The following is a 14,764-nucleotide window of genomic DNA, read 5'->3' as shown; positions in this document are numbered from 1 at the left end:
CGGCTTTAGCATTGTCATTATAGCATGCCAGGGCTATTTGATAAACACTCCACCAAATGGAATGACTTCCCTTAAAAAGCGTTTGATCACGCCATCGTCGTTCATATCCTGCTGGAGCCGTCGATGATGTTCCCCGGCATGAAATAGTACGGTACCATGTCCGGTCATTTTAAAATGATAGTTCATATGCTGGCTGGCCAGATGGTTGCCGTACACGGTCAACTCCAGTTTGGCATTTTCGGGATAGGCAATGACGCTGCTCGCGTCGACATAGATCGGCTCTGTCGGATGAAGCTGTTCTTGACATACCAATCCCTGCGTCAAAAGACCAATTTGGCCAACACCGTCAAATTTCATTTTAATAACATCGCGGCTAAATAACATGTTTTTCATGCTTAGCAGCTTAGTACGCATTTGGATGCCGGAGCTGTACCAGAACAGATTCCGAAAATCGTATAACAGATCGTCGCTACCTTCAAGCTTAATCATTTTCAGACTAAAGCCAGGAGGAAGTGCGGCAATTAGACGACAAGCTCCTGTGAAATCGGCCTGAATCAGTTTGTGTTTGCGATACATGCCCTTAATATTCATCAGTTTATCACTGCGGCCTGAGCTGGGTCCGCGGTATGCGATGATTTGCTGCGGATGCAGAACGTGCAGCTTTTCTCCTTCCGCCAGATCGAGCGTTACGACCGAACCGACGCTTTCATCATGGTGTTGTCCTGCTTGTATGTCCATTCAGACCTTTCATCCTTTCAGACAGTTAGTATCTTCCCGAACGTCGACGCATCCCGTAACGCAACAGTCGGATACCGATAAAATAACCGGCCAGCAGAATTATAGCGGTGATGATGAGCATTTTATTTCGGTGTGAAGCCTGATCGCGCTGGGTTTGGAGATTTTTTAATTCTGTGACGGTGTCGGTCAGCTTGCGGTTTTGCTCCAGCAGTTGGGCGTTTTGCTCCTGATAGGCTTCTATGCTGTTACGGGCCTTTTCCAGATCTTCTTGCGTTTGTCGGTAGCTTTCCTTGAGCTGATATACATCGCCGGGCAACCGCGAAAATTGCTCGAAGCCTTGGTACACATCATCCCAATAAGCAGCATGTACTCCGGGTACACGGGTTACTCCAAAAATAAACAAAAGTGCTATAGCAGCGCAGACAATGCGGTGGTACAAAGCAAAGCGACAAGTTAGCCGTGCCAAGAGATGGTCCCCCTTTTAGTAAACCAAGATGTTAGATGATACACATCATTACCCATATCACATGGTTACGTACAATATAGTGATTAGGATGCAGATTTTAGATAAACGGACGACAAATACGGGGAAAATGTTCTCAAAAAAAGTCGATATATTAGTTTAAGTGTACCTTAAAACGGGTATATCAAGGAAGCGGCAACATTCCGGTATTTTTCCCAGCAAACGAGTAAAGAACGGTCCGCACCTGATCAGGGCTTTAATATGAATATGAACTGGAATATATTAAAAATAGATACAGAAGGAGATTTTGGAAGATGAACGAGAGAGAACAAAACTATAAAACTTTAAAAATCACTGTAAATGGAAAGCCATTATCGAAGGATCTCATAGTGGATAGCATTACTTTTGCACCTATAACCGATATTTGCACAAAAACGAATGTTCCTTTAACGGAGACTACAATCTCATAAACGGAGACTACAATCTCATAAGTTTATATATGGAAGTAGACTATAATGTAGCCCGGCATAAGCCGGGCTATTTTTGCGTATTTATGTAATCCAAATGGATTAAAATGCTATTTATCAAAGTAGGTCCCCCTTCATAAAGATTCCCATGTATAATTTTCACAATCAAACATACGTTCCCTGACAATATAGTGTCAGATAACACTGTTAATTTAGAGTTACATGTTCTTTTAGGGGGAATTTACCAGTGGTGAAGTCAATGCTCAATGTAACGTACACATGGGACAAAGAGTCCATATCTGCGAATGGGTCCAAACAAGTAAATCTACTGATAGAATGGGGCTATGGAGCTATACGTAAAAGAAAAGGGAATCTAATACCGAAAGTAGCGGGATGTGACCTTCAACTCCAGTTCGTTCCAGAAAACGGGGTAAGTCTATTAAAAGCTGAAGGGGTGAGGCTCGGTTTTAAACGCTCAGAAAACGGAGATAGCATGTTTGTTCACTGTGGGGATGTGCGGCGGGGAAAATATAGACAGGCTATTTTAACGTTTTCTATACCGGCTCACTCGTCCGGAAGACATACTATTGGAACGATGGAGTGGAGCTGGCGCAAGCCATCGCAGGAAAAGCGAACGCTGATCCGGACAGACCAGCTCTATATCCATTACACGCATCATCTTGGTCTGCTGAGCTCTCCATCCAACCCGAAGGTGGAAAAATACATAAAGCTGAATGAGACGTCCCCAATTGTAAAAAAGGCATTGCGTATGTACGAGAAAGGGGAACAGGAGCGAGGAGCGTTCATCCTTACCAGACAAGCAGATGAATTGCTTATACGTGCAGCAAGAAGCGATGACATGGACTACCTGCAGGAAGCCGAGTTACTTCTGGCCATACGTAATAAATGGAGCAGTACTTTTGTATCATTTACAGCGTATAGTTCTAAGGTCTTTTTTAATAAGGCGATATCGGTAGGAGATGTTCATTTTACTGAAACTTGATATTTTAAGATAGGCAATTATGCTAGTTTATTTGTGTAATATAGTGAGTCTAATTTACTATCTTTTTGTAAAGGAGAGACTTCCTTGACTGATCGGTTGATACGTTTAATGCGGATTATTACTATTGTTCAGGCAAATCCGGGGATATTGGCAAGAGAGCTTGCCGAACGTTGTGAAACATCGGAACGTACCATATACCGAGATATGGAGGCGCTAAGCGCTATGCATATTCCGATTACGAATATGGGGCATGGCAAAGGGTACATTTTTATTAGCAATTTTGCTTTGTATCCTCTGAATTGGACGGAAGAAGAGGCAGAGGCTTTTACCAAGCTGGGAGAGATTATGGAAACGGTAAAGCCTCTCTTACCGCCAGCTTTTGAAAGTGCTTATGAGAAAGTGATGGCCTCTAGTCAGAAAAAAAAGATGGACCAGACGAGCTTCGCGCAGGAAATGAAAAATATCATCCGGCTCGGCTCGACACTTGATCGGGAAAACCAGCCCTATCTGCTCAGGCTGATTGTTTTGGCGAGTCTTACGCAGCAGACGATTGAAGCGGAATACAGCTCACCTCAAAATGAAGATGTATCACTAGTTCAGGTAGATCCTTATTGTTTGGTTCCACAAGATCGGCGGTTCTATATGCTTGGTTTTTGCCATAAGCAATCCGCTATGAGAACCTTTCGGATCAGCCGCTTTCGGAATATGAGAATTTTGCCGTATACGTTTCAAAAAAATACAAATGAAATGGAAATGTTTTTTAAAGGGACCTGGTCGGTAACCAAAGGAAATCAAAATATTCGGTTTGTAGTGCGGTTTTCTGCCGAATCTGTATATCGAGTCAAAGAAGAGGAGTTGTTCATCAAGCCTTTTCTTAAGGATTTGCCGGATGGAAGTTTGTTGTTTGAGGTGACGGTCAATCATGACCGTGAATTTTTGGATTGGCTCACTTCCTATGGTGCTGAGGCCGAGATCCTGGAGCCTTTGCGGTACCGCAAACGAATGCAAGAAATGCTGCGGGCCTGGGGGACATTTTATTTCGATAAAAAGGCAGGAAATTAAGGATAACAGGAGGAGATCCCCCGGAACGGGCCGGGGAGCTATCCGTTAACGGTCCTTAAACAGGTTGGCGAGATTGCCAAAAGGACTGTACTGTTCCTGTTCTTCTTCTGGTGAGGAGTAGACGAGCTTGGAGCCGCGGCTTTCCTCATCGTCAGCAGCATTATGAACTAATGTAATACGATCAAAATGGTGCATGAAAACCTGAGCGGTGTTCACGGCATCATCCAGTGCCCGGTGTTGTTGACCGTCAAAGTCAATGTTGCATAATTCCAGCGCCTGAGACAGGCTTAACTGACGGTACTTTCCATTGGAACCAAACAGACGGGAAATTTGCTTCTGTATATCATTGGTATTATGAATCCATCCAAGATCTACATGATGGGTACGACAATGGGATACCAGCTTCTGACGGTCATCTGGACCCCATGCGCATAAATAATAGGGTGAATCCGTACCGAGCCAGGCTATAAATTGCTTCACAGCTTCAGGGAAGAGTGGGGCGGCATCAATATCTCGTTGAGTAATACCCGTGAACTGAACGGTATCTGTAGAGAGTACAGGCCGATTCGAGGGTCTTACAAAACTGTGAAACGTATCCGCAACGAATAGACCATCGTCTCCCTGAACAACTTTGACGGCACCGATATCAATAATTTCGGAGGAATATCTGGCGTTACGGCTAACGGTAAATTCAAGATCATAAATAATATATTGCATTTCTGGACTCCTTTCACACACATAACTGATCCCGATGGATACCGGGACGAATGTTCTCTGCCCGAATGGCTCTTCTCCATCATACCTCTCGGTTTACAACTTGTCAGCGGTTAAAAGGCTTGTCTTATAAAAAAATATGCGATGTCCAACTGAGCTTGGACTATCGCATACATAAAACCTCCTGACATACAGCAGCGTCCGAAACCATTAGGATTCCGGACGCTGCTTTTGCTAGCTATTGAATTAGGCCGGGAGGTCTAACTTTTGTCCCGGATAAATGCGGTGAGGATTCTTCAACTTATTCAACTGCTGAAGCTGTTGCCAGGTGGTACCGTGTTTGCGGGAAATGTCATACAGCGTATCCCCGGATTTCACAACATATACATGGCTATTTGTAGCTTGTGCAGAAGCCGATGGCTGCTGTGGCTTGGCTGTTTGAGACTTTGCTGGTGCCGGTTTCGCAGGTGCTGGTTTCGCAGTCGGTGTAGGGACGGTTTGCGGTTTTTCCTGCACAGGTGCTGGTGTTGCGGTTGGAGCAGAAGGCACAGCTTGTGTGGCAGGGACAGAAGTTTTTCCGTCTGCCTTGGCTTCTTGAATACGACCGTCCGCTTGTCCTTGCAGGCTAGCGGAGCCCACCTTTTGCATGTAGCGGATTAACGCCTCATCAAGCGATCCGAACATACCTGCCTGTGGATATTTAGCGAACATCGTATATTGGTCACCACCTACGGCAGTAAAATCATTGGTGGCCAGTGTGTATGTGGCCTCAGGATCAAGTGCCTTTCCGCCGATCAGGATGGAGTGAACGCGGCTACCTTTGGCCGCTGATGTGTCTATTTTAAATGAAATACCTGATACCTGCGGGAAACCCCCGCTTGGCTCTGGATAGGAGGCTGTGCCATTTTCCAGTGCGGCCTGAATGTCAGAGCCTTTCACTTTCAGGGTAACGATCTGGTTGCCGAAGGGAAGCACAGTGATGATGTCTCCCTTGGTTACCGTCCCCGTCTTGATGGAAGCCCGAATGCCGCCGCCATTGGTTAAGGCCACGTCTGCTCCCGAAACGTCACGCATAGCATCGGTGAGCAGGTCGCCGAGATTGGTTTCACTCGCACGTACCTTTTCGCGTGCTCCTTCCAGATCCACACTCGTTTGCGTTACAACCTCTTTAAGAATAGGCTCCTGCTCCTTCTGAATGGAGGCGATCAATGCAGCAATTTCAGCGTTGGGCTGAACGTCGGCTGCTTGAGTCGAATCAATCAGCTTGGCTTGCTTTTGGGTAACCTTACCACCGTCGACCCATAAATCCACAACACCCAGATACTTGGTGTATTCACCTGCGCTAGCGATCAGTGTACCATTGTCACTGACCAGGCCTTTTTCCAGAACGGTATGGCTGTGTCCATCGATGAAAATATCAATGCCAGGCACTTCCTTAACAACCTTGAGGCTGGTGTCCTTACTAGACGCATCCTGTCCCAGGTGACCAAGAACAACAACGACATCCACTTTGCTGCGGATTTCGTCAACCGCCGCTTTGGCTTCAGCCGCAGGATCGGTGAATTGAATACCCTCAACATTTTTGGGATTAGTCTTATATGCCGTTTCTGGCGTAGTCAGGCCGATAATACCGATTTTAACGCCGTCCACTTCTTTAATAACATAGGGTTTGAACAAACGTGTTCCGTCTGTTTGTTTAATGTTGGCGCTGAGCACAGGGAACTGAATCTCCTTACTTAGCTCAACAAGATGCTTCCAACCATAATTAAACTCATGGTTACCCGGAACCATAGCATCATAGCGCAGCTTGTTAATCACTTTCACAATGCTCTCACCGTTGACTAAAGTAGCGAAGGTCGTTCCGTGAACGGTATCCCCGTCATCTAGCAGCAATGTATTGGGATTGGAAGTCCGGTACTGATCAATGATGCCCGCCAGCTTGGCGAATCCCATTTCCTTGTCGTTCGCGACCACGTGGGCATGGGTGTCGTTCGTATGTAGGATGGTGATGTGTTTACCGCTGCCTGGAGTCGTTGCCGTTCCCGGTGTTCCCGCATTGGTTGCAGGGTCCGCTGCTGCTGTGCCGAGACATCCAAGTAGAAGTGCGGCGGTCGTCAATATCGACGAGAGTTTTTTCCATGAGTTCATGTTGTACCTTCAACCTCCCATAAAATGAATGAATTAGAGAAACCGCTTACGTCCACATTTTATCAGATGATTGTAAAAATAACTTCTATTTTATATCAAAGCACTAAAATTTTTTTGATATATCGGTTGTTAAATCCATCGTCCGATTACCTATATTGTAGAGGAAGTAATAAACAGTAACTCATATAATGAGAACTAATGTTCCGTTTTGTGGTCGAAAAAAAGGGCAGTCTCTTTGGGCAGCCCGATCCGGGGGAAATAGTGGTCCAATGTTTCGTCAGCCAGCGGCGGTTTTCCTTCACTCAGCAAAAGCACGGCAAACCGATTGGCCTGCTGTTCAAATTTTCCTGGAGAAAAGTAGGAATGCTCCTCCATAAAAAAGCGGCTAATGCCTTTATGCAGTCGGTCATGTCCCAATTCATGCGCACAGACGAATCGTTCCCATTCCGGTGTAAGGCCATTGTGAATGACGATAAATCTTCTACGCAGCTTGTGGTAATACAGCCCTTTGGTTGTGGGGCCAAGATCGCAGTATCGGATATGGATACCCAGGGCTTTCGCAATATCGAAGGGGCAGTTGGTTTGGTATTTTCGGACAAGTTTGTGAATGAGTTCGTTCATGCGCTCACCTGCTATCCCTGATCTTTGCCCGCCCGGGGCTCTTTGGGCTTTTTATGTTTGTTCATCTGCTTGGCTTCCCAGAACAGACCTGTCAGCACGTCCTTGATTCGTTGACGGTCTTGTTCATTCAGTGGAATGCCATCGAACATTAATTCGTCGTCTTCCTCCAGCATTTTTTTAAAATCCCGGCGGTCTTTGGAGGTTGCCCATTCCGGCACAGTAGAACGATAAAGTTCATGTGGACTTTGCTCTATTGAATCATCGTCTCCCCAATATCCGGCGACCTTCATCATTTCGGTATAGGATACGCTGAGCGCGTCCGCTATTTTACGGAGAGTAGAGGGTTTGGGGATTCCGCGCAGCCCATTTTCAATGCGGGAAATTTGTGAATTGCTAATACCTGCGGCATCTGCCAATTGGTTGATGCTCAATTGTTTGTGCTCACGCTGCTGTTTTAAGTAAGTTCCGAATGCTGGCTGTTCCACAATGGGGTCTCCCTTCTGCAACAGAATCATAGATTAGTTCTATTATACCATTAGGTAAATAGTAAAAGCACGTAATATGCCAAAAGGCATAGAAAAATAAAGCGAATATCCTGTTTTTGGAGCTATACTGCTTTTTTTGAAGATGGATACCTATCCTAAATAATGTTATGTTATACTCAAGATACGAACAAAAGGGGAACACAATGTAAACATGAGCGTTTTTCTATTTCAGGATTTTGCAAAATTCGATTCCAGTCGCTTCGAAGTGCAAAATCCTCATTTAAAAATACATCATTGTCAAAAGGCATAAGATAAGGAGTGTTGCTTTACATGAGAAATAACTTACCCGAATTGGACCGTCGCAAAACGCAGAATGCATTGGAGGGTGTGTTTGAGAAATACCGGATTTATAAAACGATTACTTTTATGGACCGGGAAAGCTTTATTACTGCTGGCTATACGGAGCGCCCGAACGGGCCAACGAACGTGACAAGCGATCCAACGGCCCGGACAGCCGTATATAATGTAGATGCTCCTGCCGCCCGCTTGGCCTATTGCGAAATGGTGGATGCCGTAGTGAGTCGCTTGAATGAACGCGAACAGCTGCTCATCCGTGAACGTTATTTAAAGGATGACGATGTGTTTGATTACAAGGTTTACAATTACGTGTTAGATCCGCCAGTCAGCAAGGATACGTATACGAAGCTTCGCACACGTGCTTTTTACAAAATGGCGCTAGCGCTGGCGGACCAAGGCGTTTTGAATCTGGCAGGTTTGCAGAAGGGCGCAGATCGAAAACTAGGTTAGTGTAATAATTATCCATTCGTTCTCATTTCTATTTTAAAATCGTTTCCTAAAAAGCTTTGATTTCCTGTAATATCAGGGATCAAGGCCTTTTTTTATAATAAGAACATACGTTCTCTAAAAACCTCCCAACATCATCCCTAGTCTCTGCTTTTATCGTCCATTTCCCCGGCAACGCATTCGTTATTAGGGTGTAAGATTATATCATCGGGAATCAAGACAAGAGGACATACCGAAGACACACACAGTCAAACGTTAGCCGGCCATTAGGGCCGGTTTTTTCATGCGGTGATCGTCTCTGTCGGTTCCCGGGAATTCGTTGAATAGAAAGGAGGAGTCGTGTTGCCTAAGCAAGGGATGCTGCAATGCATGAATACGAGGCTGCGCCGGATGAGAACACGGAAGTGGAAAAAAGCCTGGCTAAGCAGCCACCACATGCGAGCGCAGGATACACAAAGGTGGCATGCCGCAGGATGAGACAAGCCTTTAAGCAAAAGCTCATTGAAATTATTCCAGCGCTGCAAGGGCGTGTATACGATGTTCAGCCACCATCGCAGACGGCAGAGGAGCCGTATGCTGTTATGGCGCTGGGCGAGGAAATCTGGAAGTCTTCCTGGGCCGGCTATCGGCAGGTTGTTCGCATCAAGCTGTACGCAGGACAAGCCGGGCTGGCGCAGGCTGATGTATGGGCGAATGCCCTGATTGCCGGGTTGCACCGGGAACCAGTGACAGGTGCGGGTGAGGACACATCGGCTTTTACCGCGCACTATTTGGGCGTGCGGGATGCAGAAAAGCTGGACACTGTTACGGGCAAGGCCTATAGAACGCTGCGTTTTGGCGTGTACGTGCCTGAGACGGAAGGTGGTTCACCCGCTCCAGCAAACGGTGCTACACAGCCGGAAGAGTGGCTGGCCGCGCTGGTCCGCTGGACGCAGAAGCAACTGGGTGAAACGTGGTCGGTATACGCCGACGCATGGCCCGCACAGCCGGGACGGCACGCGGTCCTATGGCGGTTGAGTGGCTGCGAAACCAGGATGGCGGGAGCCTCCATGTATGAGCTTCGCAAACGGTTCATCGGGCATATTATCGCCCTGGACACCACGGAAGAAAACCGCGCGGCTTCGGCGCTGGTCGAGGGCTTTGCCGCTCAAATTCAGCTCCCTCTGGATCAGGAGAAGGGCCGTTATATGTCTACGGCTGAAGCTTCAGCTGATTTGCAGGCGGATGCCATTTTAGACGGTCAGCTTCGGCTGACGCTGGTACAGCGGCGTATGCGCCCAGCTGAGGAAGCGGCGTTGATTCGCAGAGTGGAAATTCATCCTATTTTGAAATGAGGTGGTCCGAGTGACCTTGGAAAACCATGAGAAGGCCCCGGTATATACCGGGCAGGAAGCAAGTGGCCCCCGCTACACGCTAGTGGAGCTAAAGGAACACGCAGAACAATTGTTTTCTGTGAAAGAAGAAGTACTGGCAGGCGCCTTTTTTGGCACACAGGACAAGCTGTTTACGGTAGCAGAAGCACACACTAAAATCGAACAATTTATGAAAGCGAAGGTGGACTAATTATGGCAGGCGGAACATGGGAAAACACGAATAAACCGGTATTGCCGGGTTTGTATATGAATTTTCAGGCAGCAGCAGCTTCAGCGATTCAAGGTGGCTCACGTGGTACGGTCGTTGTACCCGTTAAGGCGAATTGGGGCCCTGTACGTGAGTTTGTAGAGATCGGCAGTGAAACGGCAATCAGCCAAATCTTTTCGGGTGACAGTCTGGACGGGGCGACCGCGTATTCGACGCTGTATCTGGCTTTGCTGGGCGGTCCGAAAAAGCTGTTAGCTTACCGTTTGGCAGATGATACAGCTGCTGAAGCATCTGTGACGCTGAAAAGCGGCGGTGAGACACCGGCAGATGTGCTGCGCCTGAAGGCTTTGTACACAGGTAGCCGCGGTAATGGTTTTGCTGTAACTGTACAGCCAACATTGGGTGATGAGCAAGCTCGTGAGGTGCGTCTCTATGAAGGAACCAAGCTGCTCGGCACGTACAAAGGCAGTGACGGTACGGCTGCCTCCATTGCCAAGGCCATGAACGAGAACAGCGAAAACGTATGGGTGAAGGCTGAGGTTGTCGGCGACGGCGGCATTCCGGTGGATGTCAGCGGCGTACACCTCACTAGCGGCAACAGCGGCAATAGCAAGCTGGTTAATGCCGATTACATCGCGATGCAGGAGGCACTTGAAGGACAGGAATTTAATGTCTTGGCCCTGGATTATGCAGCTGATCTGGCATTGCTGCAAAGCTTTGCCGCCTGGATCAAGCGTGTCCGCAACGAAGGGAAGGGCGTAATCGCCGTGTTCGGCGGTTCTGCGGCAGATGATGTGTCCAAAACGGCTGTCAGCTTGGCCTCTGCACGTTCCTTGGCGCTGAACCATGAAGGCATCGTGAACGTCGGTACGGGCGTACGTCTGGCAGGTACGGACTACAGCTCCGCCCAAACGGCTGCTTATGTAGCCGGACTGATTGCAGGCCAACGTCTGAATCAATCCGCGACGTATGCGGTTACGCCTTTTGAGGATGTAACCCGCCGCTGGACACGTTCCGAGCAGGAGCAGGCTGTCCGTAACGGTGTCTTCCTCTTGTTCTTCGACGGCCGTCAGGTCAAAGCGTTGCGTGGGATCAACAGCTTGGTGAACCCGTCTGCCGGGCAAAACAACGCATGGAAGAAAATCCGCTCCATCCGTGTCATGGACGCTATTAACGCTGACTTGCAGCGTGCATCCGAAGAGACTTACATTGGCAAAATTAACAACACCGTGGAAGGCCGTCTGGCACTCATCGGTGCGATCAAAGAATACCTGGCACAGCTGTCGCTGAGCAACGTTATTGAGGCGGATGGCTACGATGTCATTCTCGACCCGGCCTACTACGGCGATGCGCCAGTCATCAAACCGGAGCCAGATCAAGTGTTCCTGCAATGGAACGTGAAGCTCACCGACGTGATGGAGCAACTGTTCGGCACATTTTACGTGCAATAAGCATTTCGCAGGCAATCAGCAGGAATGAAGTAGCTTTTTAACAACGAGGATTTTGTGAAATCCCGAACTATATTATGGATCATTTTGAGGAGGAAAAAGAAATGTTGGATGCTTCAAGAGTCATTTTAGGTACGTATGGTCAGGCGCATGTGGATGGGGTTTGGCAGACGAATATCAATAAGCTGGAAGCCAGCGTGGAAATGGAAAAACGCGAGCTGAATCTCGTGGGCAATGAGTGGAAAGTGCATAAGCGCGGTATCAAAAAAGGAACGGGAACAATGAGTGGCTACAAGGTTACATCCGATATGATTCGTCGCGGTTTTAACCGTTTTGAGATTATTACTAAACTGGATGATCCTGAAGCCTTTGGACATGAAAGTATTCGTCTCATTCGCTGCACTCCTGACAAAATCCAACTGGCCAACTGGACAGCAGGAGAAGAAGTACAGGAAGAAACGACCTTCACCTTCGAAGGTTATGAGCTGCTGGATCCGATTGTAGCAAACTAAATTGGAAGACGGGGGATGGGATGCTGTTAGGCGTTCCGTTCCCCAATATAAATTAAAAATAAGGGAGAATGACTTATGAGCTTAAATGAGAATATGACAGAAGAACAAATTTTGGACAGTCTGTTTGAAGCTGCTGAAAAATTGCCGGAGGAAACGGTTCGTATCAAGCGCCTCGATATGAAAATTGTGCTGCACGGCCTGACTTCGAGCAAGGTGGACAGTATTCGTGAACGTTGCACGATTCGCCGAACCGTAAAGGGTGCGGTAGATGAAAAAGTAGATACTGAAACGTTCAACGCCTTATTGATTTCGGAAGCTACCGGCAAGCTGGAAGTGAAAGGCTTGTCCCTTAACGGTTGGGGCGATCCCCGGATTACAAGCCGCTTGAAGCTGTCCGGTGGCGAACAGTCTGTCCGCCGTATGCTGCTGGCGGGTGAACTGGATGCAGTAGGAGATAAGGTGCTGGAACTGTCCGGTTTTGGCGTTGAGATTGCTGATCTAAAAAACTAATCGGCTCCGGGGGAATGACGACGATGCTGTACCACTTATGGGTCCGGCACCACCTCCGCCCCGGAGATTTTTGGCAGCTTCCCCGCGGTGAACGCATGCTGCTGCTGGCGTTTGCCGAACAGGAAATGGATAACATAGCAGCTTCAAAAGCATAAACAAGGAGGTGAACATGATAGATGGCAGAAGCATTAAATTACCGCATGAACCTTGTGATTGATCCTAAAAACGTCATTAAGGCGAACAGAGAACTGCGCGCAATGGAACGCTATTTTGAGCGGATTCAAGGACGTGTGTTGAAAATCGGCCGCACTCGCATGGCCCCGGAAATTGTGCTGAACGATATGGCTTCCAAAGGATTGGATAATCTGTTGAACAAGATTAACCGGGTCAAATCCCAGATTATTAACGCTTCGGGAAGTGTGGATTTAAAGGTGAAGAGTAGCAGTAATGTGTCCATTGACAAAGTCAGTAGTCTTGTTGCAGCTCTTGATAAGAATACAGAAGCAGTTAAAGGCAACTCCCGTTCAAATATATTTAAAAAAGATGAGCCTCCTAAGGAAGAAGACAAAAAGCTTCCTGCTTGGGCTGAGGCACTGCAAAAGTATAATGAACCTGCTAAGGTTGTCCAGGAAGTATACAAAGGGGTTACAGGTGAGGATTTAAGTGCTCAAACCATCCTGAAAATTCCTGATACAATTTCAAAAGGAAAAGAAAAATGGACGGCAACCAAAGACGCCTGGAGAGAAGGCGGGGCAAAAGGTGCACTAAAAACTCTCTTTTCTTCAAAAAAAGAAGAAGCTGCAGAAGGAAACACTGAAGGAACATCAGGCAATAAAGACCTTTCGGAGATTAAAGAATTGATTAAAAAATTAATTCAAGTTACGTCAGATAGGTCTACTGGTGGCGGATTTGGTGGCAATGGGCCCGGAAGAAGAAACAGACGTACCGGGGGCAGAAGGTCTGGTAACAGAGGCGGTGGTCGTCGGTCTTCGGGTGGTCAAAGAGATTTTAATTCAAGAGCCGGAGAGATTGCAAGGATTAATACTAGAGATCGGAACTCGACACAAGGGAACAGAAGCGGACGACAAAGCGCCGGAGGCTCAGCAGAATCCAATCCACGGATTAATCCTGCCCGAAGAGTTCCCAGTCCAAGAAATAATCCCAGAAATCCTGGTAATCGTCGCTCTTCCAAGTCGGGTGGTATTCTTAGCTTTGCAGGCAACTTGCTATCTGGTGGAACGGAATTAGATACTTCTTCTGTCCTGGATATGGTGAGCGATAGCGGATTAGTTGAAAAAGTGAGTAAAGGTCTTGGTGTGAGCAAAAAGTTCATTAGTGGGCCTTTGGGGGTTCTGGCAGATGCAGCAAGCATAGCTACAGCAGCTCCGGGCAAGGAACGCGCACAAGCGATTGGTTCTACCGTAGGTGGGGCGGTTGGGAGTACAGTCGGAGGAGCAATCGGAACATTTTTGCTTCCAGGTGTCGGTACTGCTGTTGGCTCATATGTAGGCGGTTTAGCAGGTGACTTTTTAGGGGGCAAAGTGGGCGGTTGGATTTCAGACCATGGCTCTGAAATAAAGGAAAAGGCATCCAAAGTAACCGGATGGCTTTCTGAGAAGAGCGAAGCCTTTGGTGATAGCATCTCTAACTTCTTTTCTTTCGGTAAAAAAGATGAACCTAAGAAAGCCCCAGCTAAGCCACCTGAAGTACCTAAACCTGCCGTACCACCTCAACCGGCTGTAGCTGTGTCTACCAAACCATTAACACCTATGCCACCTTTTCCGGGGTTACCACCCGGCTCTCAAGTGATGTATGGACATCAGCAACCAGGCGTAAAAGGCGTCCCTAATCCTTATGGACCGATGGCTATCGCTAACCAGGGTATAAACCCAAGCCCACTGTTGAATACTGCGGCTCATGCGAACAATGGAGTCAAAGCTAAAGGCAAAGGTAATGGTAATCCGACACCTCAAGTAGTTCAGATTAGTCCTGAACAAATGGGAACACTGTCTGGCTTTTTGAAGGATTTTAAAACGGAAACCACCAACCAATTCAATCTTCCTGCGGGGGCTGTACAGGTCACTGTACATGAGAACAAGCTGGATGTGGATGGGCTTATTACGCAAATTGGCTACCGTCTCAAAGCTGAAATTCTGCGTGCAACGCAGAACACCAAGCCAGCGAGCGCTGGAGCTATGTAGTGCAGTA

Annotated in this window: 16 protein-coding genes; 10 read left to right on the top strand and 6 right to left on the bottom strand. The window is 47.5% G+C overall.

What is annotated here, in order from left to right:
- Positions 1–33: 33 nt before the first annotated feature.
- Together AC6EJC_RS05125 and AC6EJC_RS05120 are read right to left on the bottom strand one after the other, a co-directional pair.
- The gene (locus tag AC6EJC_RS05125; protein WP_250243614.1) at positions 34–738 is read right to left on the bottom strand and encodes an AIM24 family protein; all 705 of its coding nucleotides are present in this window, start codon (positions 736–738) and stop codon (positions 34–36) included.
- A gap of 25 nt (positions 739–763) precedes the next feature.
- A complete protein-coding gene (locus AC6EJC_RS05120) occupies positions 764–1,204 on the bottom strand; it encodes an SH3 domain-containing protein (RefSeq protein WP_444953025.1) in 441 nt (146 codons plus the stop codon).
- A 711-nt stretch (positions 1,205–1,915) separates the two neighbouring features.
- Here AC6EJC_RS05120 and AC6EJC_RS05115 point away from each other — a divergent pair.
- Both AC6EJC_RS05115 and AC6EJC_RS05110 read left to right on the top strand, forming a co-directional pair.
- Entirely contained in the window at positions 1,916–2,671 is a 756-nt protein-coding gene (locus AC6EJC_RS05115; protein ID WP_444953024.1) for a hypothetical protein, read from the top strand.
- 84 nt (positions 2,672–2,755) lie between these two features.
- Positions 2,756–3,733: a helix-turn-helix transcriptional regulator gene (locus AC6EJC_RS05110; protein ID WP_444953023.1), complete on the top strand. Its 978-nt coding sequence runs from the start codon at positions 2,756–2,758 to the stop codon at positions 3,731–3,733.
- A gap of 45 nt (positions 3,734–3,778) precedes the next feature.
- Here the strand turns inward: AC6EJC_RS05110 and AC6EJC_RS05105 are convergent, their stop codons facing one another.
- The 4 genes from AC6EJC_RS05105 to AC6EJC_RS05090 all read right to left on the bottom strand — a co-directional run bounded on the left by AC6EJC_RS05105 (position 3,779) and on the right by AC6EJC_RS05090 (position 7,701).
- Positions 3,779–4,450, bottom strand: coding sequence for a 3'-5' exonuclease (locus AC6EJC_RS05105; RefSeq protein ID WP_444953022.1), 672 nt, complete (start codon positions 4,448–4,450; stop codon positions 3,779–3,781).
- A gap of 243 nt (positions 4,451–4,693) precedes the next feature.
- A complete protein-coding gene (locus AC6EJC_RS05100) occupies positions 4,694–6,595 on the bottom strand; it encodes a 5'-nucleotidase C-terminal domain-containing protein (protein WP_444953021.1) in 1,902 nt (633 codons plus the stop codon).
- A 195-nt stretch (positions 6,596–6,790) separates the two neighbouring features.
- Positions 6,791–7,216 carry an ImmA/IrrE family metallo-endopeptidase gene (locus AC6EJC_RS05095; protein WP_444953020.1) on the bottom strand — a complete coding sequence of 142 codons (426 nt, stop codon included), beginning with the start codon at positions 7,214–7,216 and terminating at the stop codon, positions 6,791–6,793.
- An 11-nt stretch (positions 7,217–7,227) separates the two neighbouring features.
- Positions 7,228–7,701 (bottom strand): helix-turn-helix domain-containing protein, encoded by a 474-nt coding sequence (locus tag AC6EJC_RS05090; RefSeq protein WP_444953019.1) that lies wholly within the window; start codon positions 7,699–7,701, stop codon positions 7,228–7,230.
- A 330-nt stretch (positions 7,702–8,031) separates the two neighbouring features.
- Here AC6EJC_RS05090 and AC6EJC_RS05085 point away from each other — a divergent pair, with 330 nt between their 5' ends.
- From AC6EJC_RS05085 to AC6EJC_RS05050, 8 genes are all read left to right on the top strand, one after another.
- On the top strand, positions 8,032–8,508 hold the full coding sequence (locus AC6EJC_RS05085; RefSeq protein ID WP_444953018.1) for an ArpU family phage packaging/lysis transcriptional regulator: 477 nt from the start codon (positions 8,032–8,034) through the stop codon (positions 8,506–8,508).
- A gap of 362 nt (positions 8,509–8,870) precedes the next feature.
- Positions 8,871–9,839: a hypothetical protein gene (locus AC6EJC_RS05080; RefSeq protein WP_444953017.1), complete on the top strand. Its 969-nt coding sequence runs from the start codon at positions 8,871–8,873 to the stop codon at positions 9,837–9,839.
- Positions 9,840–9,849: 10 nt separating this feature from the next.
- Positions 9,850–10,068 carry a YqzN/YkzM domain-containing protein gene (locus AC6EJC_RS05075; RefSeq protein WP_444953016.1) on the top strand — a complete coding sequence of 73 codons (219 nt, stop codon included), beginning with the start codon at positions 9,850–9,852 and terminating at the stop codon, positions 10,066–10,068.
- Between the two features lie 2 nt (positions 10,069–10,070).
- The gene (locus AC6EJC_RS05070; protein WP_444953015.1) at positions 10,071–11,537 is read left to right on the top strand and encodes a phage tail sheath family protein; all 1,467 of its coding nucleotides are present in this window, start codon (positions 10,071–10,073) and stop codon (positions 11,535–11,537) included.
- A 101-nt stretch (positions 11,538–11,638) separates the two neighbouring features.
- Positions 11,639–12,046, top strand: coding sequence for a phage tail tube protein (locus AC6EJC_RS05065; RefSeq protein ID WP_007429163.1), 408 nt, complete (start codon positions 11,639–11,641; stop codon positions 12,044–12,046).
- Between the two features lie 75 nt (positions 12,047–12,121).
- The gene (locus AC6EJC_RS05060) at positions 12,122–12,556 is read left to right on the top strand and encodes a phage tail assembly chaperone (RefSeq protein WP_007429164.1); all 435 of its coding nucleotides are present in this window, start codon (positions 12,122–12,124) and stop codon (positions 12,554–12,556) included.
- A 23-nt stretch (positions 12,557–12,579) separates the two neighbouring features.
- Positions 12,580–12,711, top strand: a complete 132-nt coding sequence (locus AC6EJC_RS05055) for a hypothetical protein (RefSeq protein ID WP_444953014.1) — start codon at positions 12,580–12,582, stop codon at positions 12,709–12,711.
- Between the two features lie 21 nt (positions 12,712–12,732).
- Positions 12,733–14,757 carry a glycine zipper domain-containing protein gene (locus AC6EJC_RS05050; protein ID WP_444953013.1) on the top strand — a complete coding sequence of 675 codons (2,025 nt, stop codon included), beginning with the start codon at positions 12,733–12,735 and terminating at the stop codon, positions 14,755–14,757.
- Positions 14,758–14,764: the final 7 nt, after the last annotated feature.

Source organism: Paenibacillus sp. TY11 (assembly GCF_059772165.1).
Note: the sequence above shows the minus strand (reverse complement) of the source record. Positions and strands in the feature narration are given on the sequence as shown.